Genomic DNA, 17,688 nt, shown 5'->3' on the forward strand with positions numbered 1-17,688 from the left:
GGTCGCCGTGGGTGTCAGGGGTTCAGGGCGTAGGTGTCGGAGACGTTCACCATGGACAGCAGCTGGAGGGAGCTGGGGTAGTAGCCGGTGAGCTCGGTGCGGGCGGCGAGGTGGCGCCACAGGGCGTCGAGCCACGCCTGGTCGCCGCCCCAGCGGGCGCCGACGGCCAGGGGGGCGATGAAGGCCAGGTCCTGGTAGGACCCGCCGGGCAGGGTCGCCCCGCCCAGGGTGTAGCCGGTGGGCAGCCGGGCGGGATCGCCCCCGCACTTCGTCCTCGCCCACCCGGAGATGCGCGCCGCGGCGGCGCGGGCCTCGGGGTGCCGGGACGCGCCCAGCCGCAGCGGCACGCGGCAGGAGTTGTAGTAGCAGTGCCCGTCGTGGGCGGACTCCAGGGTGTGGGCCGGAGCAGGTGCGATCGTCGAGGGCGGACCGATCGTGAAGTCGGGCAGCAGACCCGTCCGGGGCGCGTGCACGGACTGCAGCCGCCGGATCGCCGCCAGGTGGCGGTGCCGGACGGCGCCCCAGCTCGCGTCCCCGGTGGCGCGGTGGAACGCCCCGAAGTGCCCGATCATCCAGTCGCTCGGGCGCGAGACGGACTCCCACGCCCCGTTCGACCAGTCGCCGAGCTCGAGGAGCCCGGTGGTGGGAGAGATCAGGGAGCGCTTGACGGCGGCGATGCGCTCCCTGGCCAGCCGGAGGTAGTCGTGGGTGCCGGTGGACCCCCACCGCCGGTGGCCCATCAGCCAGCCCATGGCGATGTCCAGGTCCCCGTCGGTGGCGCTGTCCCCGCCGTGGTGGGAGACCATCCGGTCGTTCTGCTCGGCGGCGTGCAGGCCCGGGTCGATCCGGGAGGGGTGGTCCAGGACGTAGCGGGTGATCCCGTCGAAGTAGGCGCGCGCCCGCGGGTCCGCGGGGGCCAGCTGGGCGCAGAGCATCAGCCCGTAGCCCTGCCCCTCGGCGACGTAGGCGTTGGCACCGTTCTGGGCGTCGGCGCGGACGGCCCACCAGCCGCGGGCCGGGTCGGGGCGCAGCAGCGTCGTCCAGCTGTGCCACAGGGCGCGGACGGAGGCGTCCATCTGCCGCTGCGTGGTGGCGGTCGGTCTCAGCACGGCGGCTCCCGCTGCAGGGGTGATCGGCACGACGGCCGGGGCGGTCACGAGGGCGGCGCCCAGCGCGAGAAGGGTACGACGGTGCATGGGGGGCTCTCTGCTCACAGTACGGCGCAACGGCTGCGGGGCGCTGGAGGCACCCTGCCGGTCGCGCCGACGAGGTCGGTTCCGGCCCACGGAGCGCGGTGGGCGGTGTGGGCAGATGGGGGGACACTGCCGGGAGCCAGTCAACAGGAGCCGGCGCGCCGGGAACGGCACGGACGCGCCACGGCGCGCCGCCGGGCCCCGGGCCGACACGGAGGGTCGCCGTGGCGGATCGCGGCACAACGCGGTGGCCGCTCAGCTCCCCGCGGCCCGGGCGGTGATGCGCAGGACGGCGTCGTCGTCGCCGTTGGCGGTGGTCGCCCACAGCGCGCCGTCGTCGTCGAGGGTCAGGGAGCGCAGGCGTCCGTAGTCGTCCTCCAGCTCCTCCATCCGCGTGGTGCCCGTGATCTCGGAGCCCTCCACGCGGTGGACCCCCACGCCGGTGTTCTTCAGCTCCGCCACGGCGAGCGCCCCGTCCCACGCCCCCCACTGCGGACCCTCCAGGAAGGCGGCGCCGCTGACGGCGACGGTCGGGCGTCCGGAGGACCACGCCGCCTCGACCGCGTCCGGGAACTGTTCCCGGTCGGTCATCGGGACGGACTCGTCGTAGCCGGGCGCCGGGTCCCACCCGTAGTTGCCGCCGGGGCGCAGGACGTTGATCTCGTCGTCCCGGCCGGGGCCGTGCTCCGCGGACCACATCGTGTCCGTGCCGGGCTGCACCGCGAGGCCCTGCACGTTGCGGTGGCCCAGGGTGTACACGGCGGCCGCGCTCCCCGGCCGGTCGGCGAACGGGTTGTCCTCGGGGACCGTGCCGTCGAGGCCGAGCCGCAGGGTCTTGCCGCCCAGGGAGCCGAGGTCCTGCGGGTTCTCCCCCTCGGCGGCGTCCCCGGTGCCCACGCGCAGGGTGCCGTCCGGGGCGAAGCGCAGCCGGCAGCCGCTGTGCCGGCCGGAGCTGAGGGGCAGCCCGTCGACCACCGTCCCGGTCCGCTCGGCCGCCCCGGCGGTCTCGTCGAGCCGCCAGCGGGTGACCCCGACGTCCCGGGGCCTGCCGTCGTCCGTCTGCGTCGCGTGGCACAGGGCGATCTCCCGGGTCCGCCCGAAGTCCGGGGACACCGCCACCCCCATCAGCCCCGCCTCGCTGCCCACGAAGAGGTCATCCAGGTCGGCCTCGACCTCCCGGGTGCCCCGCTCGTCGTGGGCGAGCAGCCGGCCCCCGCGCTCCGTGACGAGAGCGGTGCCGTCCGGGGTGAGGGCCACGTCCCACGGGTGGCGCAGACCGTCGACGACGACCTGCACCTGCAGGTCCGGGGCGGCCGCCGGGCTGCCCAGCTGCTCGTCGACCGGACCGGCGTCCCCCACGGTGCAGGCGCTCAGCAGCAGCACCGCGGCGCACGCCGTGGCCCCCGCGGCCCGGCGGGGGCTCATGGGCGCCGCCCGTTCCGGTGCTCCGGACGGGTCCTGCCGGCGGCGGGCACGAGCGGGCCGGCGCCGTCCTTGGCGGTGCGGGCCTCCCCGGTGACGCCGCTGACGGCGTCCCGGGGCACGGCTTCCACCACGCCCCACTGCCCCCGCGCGTCCCGGTTCCCCACGGTGTGCTCCTCTCCACCGCCCAGCATCCTCCACCCGGGACCTCGGCGGTACCCCGCGGCGGCCACGTCCTGCCGGAAAAATCAAGTGGTGAACCGTTACCGGCTGCTCAGTAGGATGGGCCGGAGCCACCGGATCTTCCTGATTTCCCTGGTGGCTGGGCCGGTGCGGGACCACCTCGTGCCGGCCCGCTCTCTGTGCCGGGCGAGCGCACCAGCAGCGCGGAGAGCAGGCCCGCCGCGAGCAGCAGTCCCGCGCAGACCGGGGCGACCACCGCGAACGCCTCCCCGACCCGCTGGGGATCGGTGAGTCCGCCGCCCTCCAGCCCGCCGACCAACGGAACGGCGGCGACGGCCAGCAGGCCCCCGGTCCGGGCGACGGCGTTGTTCACCCCGCTGGCCAGCCCGGCCCGCCCCTCGGGCAGGGCGGCGAGGACCGTGGCCGTCAGGGGCGTGACGAGCAGGGTCAGCCCGGCCCCGAAGACCGTGACCGGCACCAGGACGTCGAGCACGTAGCCGGCCCCGGGGCCCAGCCGGCCGAGCAGCGCGGCGCCCGCCGCGGCGAGCACCGGACCGGCCGTCAGCAGGGCCCGGGGGCCCGTCCGGCGCATCAGCGCACCCACCCGGGACGAGAACAGGAGCATCAGGACCGTGACCGGCAGCAGGGCCAGCCCCGCCGCCGGAGGGGAGAACCCGGCGACGACCTGCAGGGTGACGACCAGGGCGAAGAACAGGGCGCCGAGGGCCGCGTAGACCAAAAAAGTGGCGAGGTTGACGACGACGAACAGGCGCTCCCCGAGGAGCGCGGGCGGCAGCACCGGAGCGGGCGCGCGGCGTTCCCACAGCAGGAACCCGGCGAGCAGCAGGAGGCCCCCGGCGAGCAGGCCCACGGGGACGGGAGCGCCGGGACCGGCCTCGGCCGCCGCGGTGAGCCCGCAGGTCAGCGCGCCGAGCGCCAGCACCAGCAGCGCGGAGCCGGGCACGTCCGGCCGCGCACCGGTCCCGGAGCCCCGCGACTCGGGCACGCAGCGCCGGCTGATGACGACGACCGCCAGCGCGAGCGGCAGGTTGATCAGGAACACCCAGCGCCAGCTCGCGACCTGGACCAGCCACCCGCCGACGAACGGCCCGACCGCCGCGGCGACCCCGGTGAGGCCGGACCAGGCGCCGATCGCCCGGGCCCGGTCCTCGGGCGCGAACGAGGCCTGCAGGATCGCCAGCCCGGCGGGGGTCAGCAGCGCGCCGCCCACGCCCTGTGCCGCCCGCGCGAGCACGAGGACCGTGACGTCCGGGGCCAGGCCGCACAGCGCCGACGACGCCGCGAAGACCGTCACCCCCAGCAGGTAGATCCTGCGCCGGCCGTACCGGTCCCCCAGGGCGCCGCCCAGGAGCACGAGCGCGGCCAGGGTCAGGGCGTAGGCGTTGACGACCCAGGTGAGCGCGGCCGTTCCCGCCCCGAGGTCGGCGCCGAGGGAGGGCAGGGCGATGTTGACGACGGTCGCGTCGAGGAAGGACAGCGCGGAGCCGAGGACGGTCGCCGCGAGCACCCACCGGGCGCCGGGCCGGCCCCAGGAGAGCAGCTCCGGCGGGCCGCCGGGTCCGGCCGGGCCGGTCACGGCACGGTGCCCGGCAGGAGGGGACACGGGGAGCGCCGGACGCCCGCTGCCCCGGCGCCGCGGTCGGCGCCCGGCTCCGCGGCACCGGCCGCGGCGGTGCCGGCCACCACGTCAGCGGTGGATGCGCCGGCGCCAGTCGACGGGGACGGCGCCCTCGGGGCCGGGCACCGGCTGCTCCTCCGGGCGGTGCTGCGGCGGGGAGAGCTCCGGGCCCTGCACGAAGGATCCGGTGGCGTAGTCCCAGTACCAGGACTCCCCCGGCTCGAAGCTGCGCACGTACCGGTGGCCCGTCTGCCGGTGGTGGGCGCTGGCGTGCTGGGCCGGCGAGGAATCGCAGCAGCCGATGTGGCCGCACCGGGCGCACCGGCGCAGGTGCACCCACCAGCCGCCGCCCGCCAGGCACTCGGCGCACCCCGTGCCGCTCGGCCCGGCGCCCACGTCGACGTCGTCCTCGGCCATCCCGACCACCCCCGTGTCGCCGGACGCCGCGCTCCACGGCGTCCGGCACCACTGTCGCACTTCCGCCGGTCCGCGAACACCCCTGGATCTGACGACGAACTCCTCGCACACTGGGCTCAGGAGGCCCTCATGACCGATGCCGCGTTCCCCGAGATGCCCTACTCGTCCTGGTGGGAGACCCGGGACACCCTGCACCGGTTCGCCCAGGTGGTGGGCAAGGTGCGGCTCGCGGCCGCCCCCCGCCGCAACCACTGGTGGAACGTCCCGTTCCACCTCACCGGCCGTGGTCTCACCACCCGCCCGATGGGGCGGGACCCGGTGTTCGCGATCGACTTCGACCTCCTCGACCACCGCCTCGACCTGAGCACGGCCACCGGCGTGCGGCACTCCTTCTCCCTGCCCGGGCTGTCCGTGGCCGCGTTCCACGCCCGCCTGCTGCACGCCCTGGAGGCCGCCGGGGTGGAGGTCGGCATCGCCCACCCCTACCCCTTCGACCTGCCCGACTCCGGACGCCCGTTCGCCGACGACACGGAGCACGCCGCCTACGACCCCGCCGCGGTCACCCGGTACTGGCAGGTGCTGGGGCAGGTGAACCTGCTGCTCGAGGAGTTCGCCGGCGAGTGGTCCGGCAAGACCAGTCCCGTGCACCACTTCTGGCACACCTTCGACATCGCGGTGACCCGCTTCGCCGACACCTCCGCCGACGTCCCGGCCGGCGCGGACGCGGTCACCGGGGAGGCCTACTCCCGGGAGGTCATCAGCTCCGGGTTCTGGTTCGGCGACGACGCCTTCCCCGAGCCGGCCTTCTACTCCTACACCGCCCCGGAGCCGGACGGGCTCTCCGGGGAACCGCTCCGGCCGGACGCGGCGCGGTGGGCCGAGCGCGGGGGGAGCCACCTGGCGGTCCTGCGCTACGACGACGCCCGGGCGCTGCCCGACCCGCACGGCGCCGTCCTCGAGTTCTGGGACAGCGCCTACCGGGCCGGGGCGCGCCGCAGCCCGTGGGACTACACGCGCTTCGACTGCCCGGGCGGGGTCACCGACCCGCGGGTCTGAGCGGCGGGCCGGGCTCAGCCGCTCTGCTGGGCCTGGCGCTCGGCGTCGAAGAACCTGCCGAGCACCACGGTGTCCTGGACGGCGTAGCCGAGCCGCTCGTAGAAGGCCCGCGTGCCCGCGTTGCCGGTGCGGACCATGAGCTGCATCTTGGGGATGCCGCACCCGGCCACCCACTGCTCGCACGCGGCCATCAGCGCCCGGCCCAGGCCCTGGCCGCGGTGGGCGGGCCGGACGGCCACGTAGTAGACCCACCCCCGGTGCCCGTCGTGGCCGACCATGGCGGTGCCCACGAGCCCGTCCTCCCCGAGAGCGGCCAGCACCGTGGACGAGGGCCCCTCCAGGGCACGGTCCAGGTCCGCGCGCGGATCGTTCCAGGGGCGGGTCAGCCCCGCCTCCTGCCACAGGGACACGGCGTCCTCGCGCAGGTGCTCCGGCAGCCGGTCGACGATCACGGGGGCCTCCTTCGTCGGGCCCATGCTCTCACGCGGCGCGCGTTCTCGCTCCGCGATAACACCTCTGGCCCGCGCTGGTGATCTGACTCACACTCGTTGGTGACACCCGGCACCGCCGACGAGGAGGAGACCCATGGTCTATCCCGCGAAGTACTCCGCCCTGAACGCTCTCGCCCTGACGGACGAGGCCAAGCGCACCCTGACGCGCGTCATCCGGGTCGCGTTCCCCCATCCGCAGCTCCCCGACGGGCCGTACGAACGGATGACCGAGAAGATCGTGGCCGAGGCCGAGAGCTCCACCTGGTTCCGCATGGCACTGACCCAGGGGCTGCTCACCCTCAACTCGCTGAGCGAGGAGCCGTTCGTGGACCTGCCGGACGAGGCGGCCCTGAACGTCCTCCGGCGGATCGCCGACCTCGAGTTCTTCGGCTTCGTCCGCCGCACCACCGTGCTGCACTTCTACGACGACCCCGAGGTGTGGCAGGCCCTCGGCTACGAGGGCGAGTCCTTCTCGAAGGGCGGCTACCTGCACCGCGGCTTCGACGACCTCGACTGGCTGCCGGACCCGCGCGTCGAGGAGTCCGAGGAGGAGCTTCCCGAGTGCGGGCCCCTCGGCTACCGGGTGACGACCGCCGCCCCCAAGGAGGGATGGAACCTGGACCAGCAGGGCGCCTCCGAGACCACCGACAAGCCCTTCAGCGACCTCTTCAAGGGGTCGGACGTCGTCGAGACCGGAGAGACCGCATGACCGCCGCACCCCAGGACCAGCAGCACTCCGCCCGGATCGAGCTCGACGACGACTCCGCCGTCGTCGTCATCGGCTCCGGCGCCGGCGGCGGGACACTGGCTCACGAGCTGACCGAGAAGGGCATCAAGGTGGTGCTGCTCGAGGCCGGGCCGCACCTGACCAGCGAGGACTGGGTCAACGACGAGTGGGAGGCCTTCCACCAGATGGCCTGGCTGGACCCCCGGACCACCACCGGGTCCTGGCGGATCGCCCGGGACTTCCCCAACCTCCCGGCGTGGATCGTCAAGGCCGTCGGCGGGACCACCACGCACTGGTCCGGGGCGACCCCGCGGTTCAAGGCCCACGAGTTCCACACGCGCAGCGTCTACGGCCGCGTCGACGGGGCCAACCTCCTGGACTGGCCGATCACGCTGGAGGACCTGGCCCCGTACTACGACCGCGCCGAGCGGAAGATCGGCAGCACCCACCGCCACGGCCGCCCGCCGCTGCCCGCCAACAACAACTACAAGGTGCTCGCGGCGGGCGCGGAGAAGCTCGGCTACCGGCACTACGCGACCGGCCCCTACGGGACGAACGCGGAACCGTACGACGGGCGCCCGGCCTCGATCCAGGACGGGTTCAACTTCCAGGGCGACAAGAACCGGTCCAAGTGGTCGACGCTCGTCTCGGAGATCCCCAAGGCGCTGCGCACCGGCCACCTCGACCTGCGCCCGGACTGCCACGCCGTGCAGATCACCCACACGGAGCAGGGCCTCGTCGACAGCGTGGTCTACGTGGACGGGGACGGGCAGGTGCAGCGGCAGAAGGCCCGGGTCGTGGCCGTGGCCTGCAACGCGATCGAGACGCCGCGGCTGCTGATGCTCTCCGGGTCCCCGCTGTTCCCGGACGGGCTCGCGAACTCGTCGGGGCAGCTGGGCCGCAACTACATGCGGCACACCACCGGCTCGGTCTACGCGCAGTTCGACCGCCCGGTGCGCATGTACCGGGGCGAGACGATGGCCGGGATCGTCGCGGACGAGTCCCGGCACGACGTCGACCGGGGGTTCGCCGGCGGGTACTACATGGAGACGATCTCCCTGGGCCCGGCGTTCCTCGCGAGCTTCGTGGACCCCGGGTCCTGGGGCCCGGACTTCACCGCCCTGCTGGACGGCTACGAGAACACGGCCGGGATGTGGGTGGTGGGCGAGGACATGCCGCAGGAGACCAACCGGGTCACGCTCAACACGGCCGTCACGGACCACCTGGGCCTGCCCGTGCCCAACGTGCACTTCGACGACCACCCCAACGACGTCGCGATGCGCAACCACGGCTACCAGCAGGCCTCCCTGCTCTACGAGTCCGTGGGCGCGGTCTCCACGCACCACACCCCGCCGTACCCGGCCACGCACAACATGGGCACGGCCCGGATGAGCGAGCGGCCGGAGGACGGGGTGACCAACGCGTTCGGCCAGACCCACGACGTGCCGAACCTGTTCGTCTCGGACGGCTCGCTGTTCACCACCGGGGCGGCGGCCAACCCCACGCTGACGATCGTGGCGCTGGCCGTCCGCCAGGCCGAGTACATCGCGCAGCAGCTGGCGGGCCGCCACCTGTAGCGGCCGCCCCGGGCTGCGGGGCTGCTCAGCCGGCCTCCGGGCCGGCCGGGTAGCCCCCGCCCGCGCGCAGGGCCCGGCCGACGCGGTCGGCGGCGTCCCGGAGCACCGGGGCGATCACCCGGTGGCGCCGCTCGAAGTCGGGGGGCCGCAGGGACACCGCCACGGACCCGAGGGTGCGGCCCGCGGCGTCGACCACGGGCGCGGCCAGGCAGGACGCGCCCGGCACGAACTCCTCCCGCTCCACGGCGATGCCCTCGGCGCGGACCCGCCGGAGCTCGCGCTGCAGGGCCTCCGGGGTGCGGAGCGTGCGCTCCGTCAGGCCCGGCATGCCGTGGCGGTCCAGGTACTCCGACACCTCGTCGTGGTCCATCCGGGAGAGCAGGATCTTGCCGAAGGCCGTGGCGTGGGCGGCGTCGGTGAACCCGAAGTCGAGGGGGTCGAGCCGCGGCCGGTGCGGGGAGTCGACCACGTGCGCCACCACGATGGCGTCCCCGCGGTAGACCGCGAAGTAGGCGGCGGCGTCGGCGGCCGCGTGCAGCTCGCGCACCGCGCGCCGGACCGTGACGGGCGTGCCGACCTGCTGGCGCAGGGAGGTGTCGAGGGCGTGCACCTTGTAGCCCAGCCCGTACCGGCGCTGGTCCCGGAGGTGGACCACGTGCTCGGAGGCGACGAGCGTCTGCAGCAGCCGGTAGACCGAGGGCAGCGGGATCCCGAGCGCGGCGCTGATGTCCTTGGCGGTCGCGCCCCGGGAGTCCCGCGCCACGACGTCGAGCAGCGCGAAGGCCTTCTGGACGGAGGCCAGCCCGGCCTCATGTGTGGTCATGCCTCACATTGTCACGTGCGGGGTTGCACATGCCAATGGCCCGGGAGCGCCGCTCCCGGGCCGTCGGCGCCGCAGGGGGCTCACTCGACCGTGATCTCGCCCATCCGGTTCCAGCCCTCGGCGGAGATCTGCTCGCTGATGATCTGCGGGGTCTCCGTGAGCGCCTGGGGCGCTTGTGCCGTGAAGGTGCGGAAGTGCTCGCTGTTCACGTGCGGCCCGGCGCCGTCGTCCTGGAACGCCTCGACGAGCACGAACTCGTTCGGGTCCTCCACGCTGCGGGACCAGTCGAACCAGAGGTTGCCCGGCTCGTTGCGGGTGGCCTCGGTGAACTCCCGCGAGAAGTCGATCCAGCGCTCCGACCACTCCGGCTTCACCTTGAACTTGACGACGATGAAGATCATCCCTGCTCCCTTCTCGGCGGACGCCCCGGGCACCCGGGGTCCTCCTGGCCAGTGTCGCGGTCCGCGGCCCGGCCCGCCAAGGAAGGTTATCGCGGACCGATAACCGGGGTGGCCGGGCGGGGTCCCGCGGGCCCGGACCGGCGTGGCCGGGACGGTCGCGCCGGGGGTTCGGTCCGTGGTCGGCAGGGACTGCCGCCCGGATGCGATCATGGACCCATGAGCCGCAACCTCACCGCCGCCCTCGTGGACGACCTGCGGGCACGCATCGTCGACGGGCGCATCGCCCCCGGCGAGCGCCTGCCCAGCGAGAGCAGCCTGATCGCCGAGCACGGGGTGAGTCGGACGGTGGTCCGGGAGGCCGTCGCCCGGCTCCAGGCCGAGGGTCTCGTGCACACCCGGCGGGGCAGCGGAAGCTTCGCGCTGACCCCTCCGGCGGCGTCCGCACCGGCGGGCCGGCCGGTGCGGACGCTCCGGGACCGCCGCAGCCTGCTCGCGTTCCGGACGGGGGTGGAGTCCGAGGCCGCGGCCCTGGCCGCCACCGCCCGGGACGAGCAGCAGCTCGCGCGGATGGAGGAGTCGCTGCTGCGCACCGAGCAGGACGCCGACCACCCGGCCGCCGCCCTGGAGCACGACTTCGAGTTCCACCGGACCGTGGCCGAGGCCAGCCACAACCCCTACTACGTCGACGCCCTGACCGGCCTCGGGCCGGCCATGATCACCATGCCGCCGCGCCGGCTCGACGGCGCGGCCGGGACCGGCGGCGGGCGCACGGCCCGCGTGCTGGCCGAGCACCGGGCGGTCCTGGACGCGATCCGCGCCGGCGACCCGCTCGCGGCGTCGGCCGCCATGCGCCTGCACCTGGCGAACTCCCTGTGGCGCCTGGAGGCCGAGGCCGGCAGCCCGGTGCGCCGCACGACCGCCCCGAGCGAAGGCTGAGCGCGGGATGAGCGAGCACGAGGTGGTCGCCGGCGCGTCCGTGTCGCCGGTCGGGATGCTGCGGGCCCTGCGGGACCAGCCCGGGCTGGTGGCGCTGTTCGGGGACTGGGACGGCGGTCACGCGCTGATCGGCTTCCGGCCCGTGCACGTGCTGAGCCAGGACGAGGACCCCTTCGCCGCCCTGGACACGGTGCCGCCGGGCGTGCCCGGCGCGGCGCCGACGGAGATCTCCGGCGCGGCGCCGACGACCGGCCTGGGCTGGATCGGGTACCTGGGCTACCAGCTGTCCCGGCGGCTGGAGCTCCTCCCGGCGGCCCCGCCGCGTCCGGCCCGGCTGCCGGACCACCACCTGGGCTTCTACGACCACGTGCTGCGCCGCCGGGCCGGCCGCGGGGACTGGGTGCTCGACCGGTGGCCCGGGGCTGACCCGGCCCGCACCGCTGCCGCCCGCGAGGTCGTCCGCCACGCCCTGGCCGGACCGGGCGGCCCGGCGCCCTACCGGTGCGGTCCCTTCCGCGCGGACGCCTCCGCGGCCGGGCACGCCGCTGCGGTGGCCGCCGCGCTGGGCCACATCCGGGACGGCGACATCTTCCAGGCCAACATCTGCCGCGGTCTCGAGGCCGGTTTCGAGGGCGATCCCCTGGACCTGTTCTGCGCCGGGCACGAGCGGCTGGCCCCGCGCTTCGCCGCCTTCCTGCGGCTGCCGGGCGGTGCGGTGGCCAGCCTGTCCCCGGAGCTGTTCCTGCGCCGCACCGGGCGCACCGTGCTGACCTCCCCCATCAAGGGCACCGCGCCGGCCGCCAGCGACCCGGCGGACCTGCACGCCTCGGCGAAGAACCGCGCCGAGAACGTGATGATCGTGGACCTGATGCGCAACGACCTCTCCCGGGCGTGCGTGCCCGGCTCCGTGCGGGCCCCGGCCGTGCCCCGGGTCGAGCCCCACACCGGGGTGCACCACCTGGTGGCGGACGTCCAGGGACAGCTGCGCCCCGGCCTCGGCGACGGCGACCTGCTGCGGGCCACCTTCCCGCCCGGCTCCTGCACGGGCGCGCCCAAGATCCGGGCCATGGAGATCATCAACGCGCTCGAGCCGGCCGGCCGCGAGGTCTACACGGGCGCCGTCGGCTGCGCCGGGCCGGGCGGGCTCGTGCTCAACGTGGCGATCCGCACGTTCGAGTTCACCGGGGGCCGGGTCCGCCTCGGTGTGGGCGGCGGGATCGTGGCCGACTCGGACCCGGCGGACGAGGCGCACGAGACCCTGGTCAAGGCGGTGCCGCTGCTCGAGGCCGTCGGCGCCCAGCTGGACGCCGCTCTGCGGCAGGACTGGGACCGCCACGGCACACCCGAGCTGCCGGCGCTGCCGTCCCACGCCCCGCTGCCCGCCGAGGGCGTCTTCACCACCCTGCGCGTGGACGGGGGCAGGCCCGTCGAGCTCGACGCCCACCTCCGCCGCCTCGGCGCCAGCTGCCTCGTCTGCTACGGCGCGGAGCTGCCGCCGGCCGTCCGCGACGAGGTGCGGGAGCACGCCGCCCGGCTGGCCGGTCCCCACCGGCTGCGGATCACGGCGGTGCCCGCCCCGGAGGGCGCCCTGGACGTGCGGGTGACGGCCACGGCCCTCCCGCCGGATCCGGTGCCCCCGTGGCGGCTGGTCCCCGTCCGGCTGCCCGGCGGCCTGGGTGGGCACAAGTGGGCGGACCGGCGGGTGCTCGCCCACGAACCGGAGCCGGGGCTGTGGTCGCGCAGCTGCGATCCGCTGCTCGTGGACGCCGACGGCACGGTCCTGGAGACCGGGCGCGCCAACGTCTTCGCGGTGCTGGGCGGCACCGTGCTGACCCCGCCCGCGGACGGGCGCATCCTGCCCGGGGTGGTGCGGGCCCGGGCGCTGGAGGCCCTGCGGCGGACGGGGGCCGACGTGCACGAGCGCCCGCTGCGCCTCGAGGAGCTCGCCGCCGCCACGGAGGTGTTCGTGACCAACTCGGTCGCCGGCGTGCACCCCGTCGGGTCCGTGGACGGCATCGGCCGGTGGGCGCCGGGCCCGGTCCTGGACTCCCTCCGCCGGCTCCTGGGCTGAGCCCCGGCCCGGCCGGTGACGCCTGCTGCCGGGCGCCACCGGCGCGGAGCACCGGCACGGACCACCGGTCGCGGGAACGGCTCGCCGGGGAACGGCTCAGAAGACGATGGTCTGGCGGTCGTGGCGGATGACGCGGTCCTGGCAGTGCCACAGCACGGCGCGCGCGAGGACCTGGCGCTCGACGTCCGCGCCGCGCCGGGCGAGCTCCCGGCCGGAGTCCCGGTGCGAGACCCGCACCACGTCCTGCTCGATGATCGGGCCCTCGTCGAGGTCCTCGGTGACGTAGTGGGCGGTGGCGCCGATGAGCTTCACGCCCCGCTCCTTGGCCTTCCGGTAGGGCGCGGCGCCGATGAAGGCCGGTAGGAACGAGTGGTGGATGTTGATCACCGGGACCCCCACCCCGGCGAGGAACGGGGAGGACAGGATCTGCATGTAGCGGGCGAGGACCACGAGGTCGACGTTGCCCTGCAGGAGGCGCAGGTGCTCCGCCTCGGCGGCGGCCCTGTCCCCGGTGGGCACGTAGAAGAAGGGGATGCCGAAGCCCCGGACGTCCTCGGCCATGTCCGGGTGGTTGGAGACGACCATCGAGATGGTCATGGGCAGCTCGCCGCGGCGCTGCCGCCAGATGAGGTCGAGCAGGCAGTGGTCGGACTTCGAGGCGAAGATCGCCACGCGCCGGGGCACGGCGAGGTCGGTGAGCCGCCACTGCAGCTCGAAGCCCTCGGCGAGGGCCGCCCCGAGGTCGGCCTCGAGGGCGGGGTGGCACGCCACGTAGTTGTCGAGGCGGAAGACCGTGCGCTGGAAGAACGCGCCCCCCGCGGGGTCGTCCGAGTGCTGGTCGAGCGCGACGATGTTCGCCCCGTGCCGGGCCAGCACCGAGGTCACGACGGCCACGATGCCCGGCTGGTCGCGGCCGTGCACCACGAGGCTGGCGTGGTGCGGGAGCAGCATGGACTGCGGCGCGGGCCTCATGACGCCGCCCCGTGCGCGCCGAACTCCCGGATCCACGCGGCCGTGGCCCCCAGCCCGCCGAAGGTGTAGAAGTGCAGCAGCACCGGCCCGTGGACCCCGGCGTCGTAGCCCTCGGCGAGGTCGCACAGGAAGCGGTCGGGGCCCGCGGTGCCCAGCAGGTGGGTGAGGGAGAGGCCGTACTTCTGCACGATCCCGGCCGAGGTCGCCACGCCGAAGCGGCGTGCGTAGCCGAGCAGGCGCCTGGCCCCTGCCGGGCCCGGCACGCCGATCCGCACCGGGGCGTCGACCCCGCGACGGCGGGCCTCGGCCAGCCACGCCAGCACCGGGCGGATGTCGAAGCCGAACTGGGTGATCACCGTGGGCTCGAGGCCCTGCTCGCGCAGGGCGGCCGTCTTGGCCACCAGGGCCGACCACAGGACGTCGTCGTCGACCGCCGGGTGGCCCTCCGGGTAACCGCCGATGCCCACGCCGCGCACACCGTGGCGCTGGAGCATCCCGGTGCGGATGACGGCGAGGGAGTCCTCGTAGGGGCCCTCCGGGGCCCCGGGGTCCCCGCCCACGACGAGGACCTGCTCGGCGGCACCGGCCTCCGCGAGATCCGACAGGAACTCCTCGAGCTCCCCCGGGGAGCGCAGCCGCCGCGCGGAGATGTGGGGCACCGGCACGAACCCGTGCTCGCGCACCGCCCGGGCGGCGGCCAGGCGCAGCGCCGGGTCCTCGTGGCCCAGGAAGGTGACGTTGATCCGGGTGCCCCGGGGGATCTGCGGGGCGGCCTCGCGCAGGGCGGGGACGTCCCGGCCCGTCATCTCCAGCGAGAAGCCCGTGAGCAGCCCCACGGCCGCCGGGCTCCCGGTGGGCGTGCTGATCGGCATCGGTCCCCGTCCTCTCCACGGCGCCCCGCCCGCCGGATGCCCGCGGGCGGGGCGCCCGCACCGGCTCGGCAGGTCTCCCCCAGTATGCACAGAGACCCTCCGGGCCGTGCCCCCTTCTAGTCATACAAGTTGTCTACTTGTACTATTCATTCTGTCCACCCAGCACCCGACCCGTGAGGACCCACCATGACCTACACCCCGGACGCCGTCCGCCACGTGCAGCTGTCCACCGCGACGCTGCCGCTGAGCACCCCGATCTCCGACGCCAAGGTCTTCACCGGCCGGCAGCGGCCGATGACCGAGGTCGTCTTCCTCTTCGCCGAGATCGCCACCGAGCAGGGGCACTCCGGGGTGGGCTTCAGCTACTCCAAGCGCGCAGGCGGCCCGGCCCAGTACGCGCACGCCAAGGAGGTGGCCGAGGGACTGATCGGCGAGGATCCCAACGACATCGCCCGCGTCCACGACAAGCTCCTGTGGGCCGGCGCGTCCGTGGGGCGCTCCGGCGTGGCCACGCAGGCGCTGGCCGCGATCGACGTGGCGCTGTGGGACCTCAAGGCCAAGCGCGCGGGCCTCCCCCTGGCCAAGCTGCTGGGCGCCCACCGGGACTCGGTGCGCACCTACAACACCTCCGGCGGCTTCCTGAACGCCTCCCTGGAGGAGGTCAAGGACCGCGCCAGCGCCTCCCTCGAGGCGGGCATCGGGGGAATCAAGATCAAGGTGGGGCTGCCCGACTCCGCGGAGGACCTGCGGCGCGTGGCCGGGGTGCGCGAGCACATCGGGACCGGGGTGCCCCTGATGGTCGACGCCAACCAGCAGTGGGACCGCGCGACCGCCCTGCGCATGGGCCGGCGGCTCGAGGAGTTCGGCCTGACCTGGATCGAGGAGCCGCTGGACGCCTACGACACCGAGGGCCACGCCCGGCTCACCGCGGCGCTCGACACGCCGATCGCGACCGGCGAGATGCTCGCCTCCGTCGCCGAGCACGTGCGGCTCATCGAGGCGCGGTCCTGCGACATCATCCAGCCCGACGCCCCGCGGGTGGGCGGGATCACCCAGTTCCTGCGGCTGGCCGCACTGGCCGACCAGCGCGGCCTGGACCTCGCGCCGCACTTCGCCATGGAGATCCACCTGCACCTGGCCGCCGCCTATCCGCGCGAGCCGTGGGTGGAGCACTTCGACTGGCTCGACCCGCTCTTCGAGGAGCGCCTCGAGACCCGCGACGGTCGCATGCTGGTCCCCGCACGGCCCGGTCTGGGCATCACGCTGAGCGAGCAGGCCCGCGCCTGGACCACCGAGACCATCGGTTTCGGCAGCGCCTAGGGGGGGGCAGCCCCCGCGCCCGGAGCCCGCGGTCCGGGCGCGGACGGCAACACGCCCGAAGAAGTTCATGTCATCCCTTGACCCGTGAGCTGTATCACAGCTACGCTCTGGAAAACGCTTTCCAGTACTCGCACCCGACCCAGGAGACACGAACAGCATGAAGAGAACCGGACCTCTCGCCAAGGCCGTCACGGCCCTCGCAGTGTCGGCCCTCGCCCTCACCGGCTGCGGCAGCGCCGACGGCGCCACCGACGACGGCAACGTCGAACTCCGCTTCGCCTGGTGGGGCTCGGACACCCGCCACCAGCAGACCCAGGAGATCATCGACGCCTTCGAGGAGCAGAACCCCGGGATCACGGTGACCGGCGAGTACGGCGACTTCACCGGCTACTGGGACAAGCTCGCCACCCAGACGGCCTCCAACGACGCCCCGGACATCATCCAGATGGACGACAAGTACATCCGCGAGTACGCGGACAACGGCGCGCTGCTGGACCTCTCCGACGTGGACGTGAGCGAGATCGACGAGGACGTCGTGGAGAGCGGCCGCACCGAGGAGGGCCTCTTCGGCGTGGCCACCGGCGTCAACATCATGGCGATCATGGCCAACCCGGCCCTCTTCGAGGAGGCCGGCGTCGAGCTGCCGGACGACAGCACGTGGACGTGGCAGGACTTCTCCGACACCGCCGCGGAGATCACCGAGAAGACGGACGCCTACGGCGCGAGCGCGCCGAACGAGCCGGCCGGGTTCCAGATGTGGCTGCGCCAGCAGGGCAAGGAGCTGACCACCCCGGAGGGCGAGCTCGGCTTCGAGGAGGCCGACGCGGCGGAGTACCTGAGCCTGCAGAAGCAGCTGGTCGAGGACGGAGCCCTGCCCCCGGCCTCCGTGATCACGGAGGACCAGAACCCGGGCCCGGACCAGTCGCTGGCCGGCACCAACAAGTCCGCCATGAGCATGTGGTGGACGAACCAGCTGAGCGCCCTGAACTCGGCGTCCGGAAACCAGTTCGTCCCGCTGCGCTTCCCGAGCACCGACGGCTCCGAGGGCGGCGCGCAGCTCTTCCAGAAGTCGGCCATGTTCATGTCCGGCTCCGCCCGGACCGACCACCCGGAGGAGGTCAAGAAGTTCATCGACTTCATGGTCAACAGCGAGGAGGCCGGCAAGCTCAACCTCGCCGACCGCGGCCTGCCCGCCAACCAGTCGGTGCGCGAGGCGGTCGTCCCCGAGCTCAGCGAGGCGGACACCGTGGCCGCCGACTTCATCGAGGAGATCCAGCCCGAGCTCGGCGACCCCATGCCGGTCCCGCCCCTGGGCTTCAGCACCCTGCAGGAGATCCTCTACCGCTACGAGCTGGACGTGGCCTTCGACCGGTCGAGCCCCGAGGACGCCGCCCGGAGCATGGTCTCCGAGATGGAGTCGGCGATCAGCTGACCCGCACGCTCCGCGGGCGCCGGCCGGCACACCGTCCGGCGCCCGCGGTTCCACCCGGCCCGCAGCCCGCGGGCCACCGCCACCCCTTCTCCTTCGGATCGTCCGGCACGTGCCTGCCGGGAAAGAGGCCTGAACCATGTCTGCTGTGAGCTATGC

At 74.4% G+C, this 17,688-nt stretch carries 17 protein-coding genes; 7 read left to right on the forward strand and 10 right to left on the reverse strand.

Annotated elements, in window-relative coordinates; genetic code table 11:
• Nucleotides 1–14: 14 nt before the first annotated feature.
• From RE027_RS16620 to RE027_RS16640, 5 genes are all read right to left on the reverse strand, one after another.
• A complete protein-coding gene (locus RE027_RS16620; RefSeq protein WP_368809399.1) occupies nucleotides 15–1,196 on the reverse strand; it encodes a glycosyl hydrolase family 8 in 1,182 nt (393 codons plus the stop codon).
• A 252-nt stretch (nucleotides 1,197–1,448) separates the two neighbouring features.
• Nucleotides 1,449–2,618, reverse strand: a complete 1,170-nt coding sequence (locus RE027_RS16625; RefSeq protein ID WP_368809400.1) for a PQQ-dependent sugar dehydrogenase — start codon at nucleotides 2,616–2,618, stop codon at nucleotides 1,449–1,451.
• Nucleotides 2,615–2,782: a hypothetical protein gene (locus RE027_RS16630; RefSeq protein ID WP_368809401.1), complete on the reverse strand. Its 168-nt coding sequence runs from the start codon at nucleotides 2,780–2,782 to the stop codon at nucleotides 2,615–2,617. Before RE027_RS16630 ends, RE027_RS16625 begins: the two co-directional genes overlap by 4 nt.
• Before the next feature lie 107 nt (nucleotides 2,783–2,889).
• Complete coding sequence (locus RE027_RS16635) at nucleotides 2,890–4,395, reverse strand: MFS transporter (RefSeq protein WP_368809402.1); 1,506 nt, start codon at nucleotides 4,393–4,395, stop codon at nucleotides 2,890–2,892.
• Between the two features lie 111 nt (nucleotides 4,396–4,506).
• Nucleotides 4,507–4,854 (reverse strand): UBP-type zinc finger domain-containing protein, encoded by a 348-nt coding sequence (locus RE027_RS16640; RefSeq protein ID WP_368809403.1) that lies wholly within the window; start codon nucleotides 4,852–4,854, stop codon nucleotides 4,507–4,509.
• Nucleotides 4,855–4,983: 129 nt separating this feature from the next.
• Between RE027_RS16640 and RE027_RS16645 the strand changes: the two genes are divergently transcribed.
• Nucleotides 4,984–5,910: a DUF5996 family protein gene (locus tag RE027_RS16645; protein ID WP_368809404.1), complete on the forward strand. Its 927-nt coding sequence runs from the start codon at nucleotides 4,984–4,986 to the stop codon at nucleotides 5,908–5,910.
• A 14-nt stretch (nucleotides 5,911–5,924) separates the two neighbouring features.
• Here RE027_RS16645 and RE027_RS16650 read toward each other — a convergent pair whose 3' ends face one another.
• The gene (locus tag RE027_RS16650) at nucleotides 5,925–6,386 is read right to left on the reverse strand and encodes a GNAT family acetyltransferase (protein WP_368809405.1); all 462 of its coding nucleotides are present in this window, start codon (nucleotides 6,384–6,386) and stop codon (nucleotides 5,925–5,927) included.
• A gap of 109 nt (nucleotides 6,387–6,495) precedes the next feature.
• Here RE027_RS16650 and RE027_RS16655 point away from each other — a divergent pair, with 109 nt between their 5' ends.
• Together RE027_RS16655 and RE027_RS16660 are read left to right on the forward strand one after the other, a co-directional pair.
• On the forward strand, nucleotides 6,496–7,110 hold the full coding sequence (locus RE027_RS16655) for a hypothetical protein (protein WP_368809406.1): 615 nt from the start codon (nucleotides 6,496–6,498) through the stop codon (nucleotides 7,108–7,110).
• Nucleotides 7,107–8,705 (forward strand): GMC family oxidoreductase, encoded by a 1,599-nt coding sequence (locus RE027_RS16660; protein WP_368809407.1) that lies wholly within the window; start codon nucleotides 7,107–7,109, stop codon nucleotides 8,703–8,705. The genes RE027_RS16655 and RE027_RS16660 overlap by 4 nt, the downstream gene beginning before the upstream one ends.
• A 25-nt stretch (nucleotides 8,706–8,730) precedes the next feature.
• On the opposite strand, the gene RE027_RS16665 is transcribed toward RE027_RS16660, so the two are convergent.
• Both RE027_RS16665 and RE027_RS16670 read right to left on the reverse strand, forming a co-directional pair.
• Nucleotides 8,731–9,528 (reverse strand): IclR family transcriptional regulator, encoded by a 798-nt coding sequence (locus RE027_RS16665; RefSeq protein ID WP_368809408.1) that lies wholly within the window; start codon nucleotides 9,526–9,528, stop codon nucleotides 8,731–8,733.
• Nucleotides 9,529–9,608: 80 nt separating this feature from the next.
• A complete protein-coding gene (locus RE027_RS16670; RefSeq protein WP_368809409.1) occupies nucleotides 9,609–9,929 on the reverse strand; it encodes a putative quinol monooxygenase in 321 nt (106 codons plus the stop codon).
• Between the two features lie 216 nt (nucleotides 9,930–10,145).
• On the opposite strand from RE027_RS16670, the gene RE027_RS16675 reads away from it, so the two are divergent.
• Nucleotides 10,146–10,865 carry a FadR/GntR family transcriptional regulator gene (locus RE027_RS16675; protein WP_368809410.1) on the forward strand — a complete coding sequence of 240 codons (720 nt, stop codon included), beginning with the start codon at nucleotides 10,146–10,148 and terminating at the stop codon, nucleotides 10,863–10,865.
• A gap of 7 nt (nucleotides 10,866–10,872) precedes the next feature.
• Nucleotides 10,873–12,936 (forward strand): bifunctional anthranilate synthase component I family protein/aminotransferase class IV, encoded by a 2,064-nt coding sequence (locus tag RE027_RS16680; RefSeq protein WP_368809411.1) that lies wholly within the window; start codon nucleotides 10,873–10,875, stop codon nucleotides 12,934–12,936.
• Nucleotides 12,937–13,032: 96 nt separating this feature from the next.
• Here RE027_RS16680 and purU read toward each other — a convergent pair whose 3' ends face one another.
• Both purU and RE027_RS16690 read right to left on the reverse strand, forming a co-directional pair.
• Nucleotides 13,033–13,908: a formyltetrahydrofolate deformylase gene (gene purU, locus RE027_RS16685; RefSeq protein WP_368809412.1), complete on the reverse strand. Its 876-nt coding sequence runs from the start codon at nucleotides 13,906–13,908 to the stop codon at nucleotides 13,033–13,035.
• The gene (locus RE027_RS16690; protein WP_368809413.1) at nucleotides 13,905–14,780 is read right to left on the reverse strand and encodes a methylenetetrahydrofolate reductase; all 876 of its coding nucleotides are present in this window, start codon (nucleotides 14,778–14,780) and stop codon (nucleotides 13,905–13,907) included. Before RE027_RS16690 ends, purU begins: the two co-directional genes overlap by 4 nt.
• Before the next feature lie 186 nt (nucleotides 14,781–14,966).
• Here RE027_RS16690 and RE027_RS16695 point away from each other — a divergent pair, with 186 nt between their 5' ends.
• Both RE027_RS16695 and RE027_RS16700 read left to right on the forward strand, forming a co-directional pair.
• Nucleotides 14,967–16,100, forward strand: a complete 1,134-nt coding sequence (locus RE027_RS16695) for an L-talarate/galactarate dehydratase (RefSeq protein WP_368809414.1) — start codon at nucleotides 14,967–14,969, stop codon at nucleotides 16,098–16,100.
• A 157-nt stretch (nucleotides 16,101–16,257) separates the two neighbouring features.
• The gene (locus RE027_RS16700; protein ID WP_368809416.1) at nucleotides 16,258–17,532 is read left to right on the forward strand and encodes an ABC transporter substrate-binding protein; all 1,275 of its coding nucleotides are present in this window, start codon (nucleotides 16,258–16,260) and stop codon (nucleotides 17,530–17,532) included.
• The last annotated feature ends 156 nt before the right edge of the window (nucleotides 17,533–17,688 follow it).

Source organism: Kocuria sabuli, from assembly GCF_040981185.1.
Classification (GTDB): Bacteria; Actinomycetota; Actinomycetes; order Actinomycetales; family Micrococcaceae; genus Kocuria; species Kocuria sabuli.

Coding starts and splice junctions, on each gene's coding strand:
- RE027_RS16620 (WP_368809399.1), bottom strand. CDS start 1,196: ATGCACCGTCGTACCCTTCTCGCGCTGGGCGCCGCCCTCGTGACCGCC.
- RE027_RS16625 (WP_368809400.1), bottom strand. CDS start 2,618: ATGAGCCCCCGCCGGGCCGCGGGGGCCACGGCGTGCGCCGCGGTGCTG.
- RE027_RS16640 (WP_368809403.1), bottom strand. CDS start 4,854: ATGGCCGAGGACGACGTCGACGTGGGCGCCGGGCCGAGCGGCACGGGG.
- RE027_RS16645 (WP_368809404.1), top strand. CDS start 4,984: ATGACCGATGCCGCGTTCCCCGAGATGCCCTACTCGTCCTGGTGGGAG.
- RE027_RS16650 (WP_368809405.1), bottom strand. CDS start 6,386: ATGGGCCCGACGAAGGAGGCCCCCGTGATCGTCGACCGGCTGCCGGAG.
- RE027_RS16655 (WP_368809406.1), top strand. CDS start 6,496: ATGGTCTATCCCGCGAAGTACTCCGCCCTGAACGCTCTCGCCCTGACG.
- RE027_RS16660 (WP_368809407.1), top strand. CDS start 7,107: ATGACCGCCGCACCCCAGGACCAGCAGCACTCCGCCCGGATCGAGCTC.
- RE027_RS16665 (WP_368809408.1), bottom strand. CDS start 9,528: ATGACCACACATGAGGCCGGGCTGGCCTCCGTCCAGAAGGCCTTCGCG.
- RE027_RS16670 (WP_368809409.1), bottom strand. CDS start 9,929: ATGATCTTCATCGTCGTCAAGTTCAAGGTGAAGCCGGAGTGGTCGGAG.
- RE027_RS16675 (WP_368809410.1), top strand. CDS start 10,146: ATGAGCCGCAACCTCACCGCCGCCCTCGTGGACGACCTGCGGGCACGC.
- RE027_RS16680 (WP_368809411.1), top strand. CDS start 10,873: ATGAGCGAGCACGAGGTGGTCGCCGGCGCGTCCGTGTCGCCGGTCGGG.
- purU (WP_368809412.1), bottom strand. CDS start 13,908: ATGAGGCCCGCGCCGCAGTCCATGCTGCTCCCGCACCACGCCAGCCTC.
- RE027_RS16690 (WP_368809413.1), bottom strand. CDS start 14,780: ATGCCGATCAGCACGCCCACCGGGAGCCCGGCGGCCGTGGGGCTGCTC.
- RE027_RS16695 (WP_368809414.1), top strand. CDS start 14,967: ATGACCTACACCCCGGACGCCGTCCGCCACGTGCAGCTGTCCACCGCG.
- RE027_RS16700 (WP_368809416.1), top strand. CDS start 16,258: ATGAAGAGAACCGGACCTCTCGCCAAGGCCGTCACGGCCCTCGCAGTG.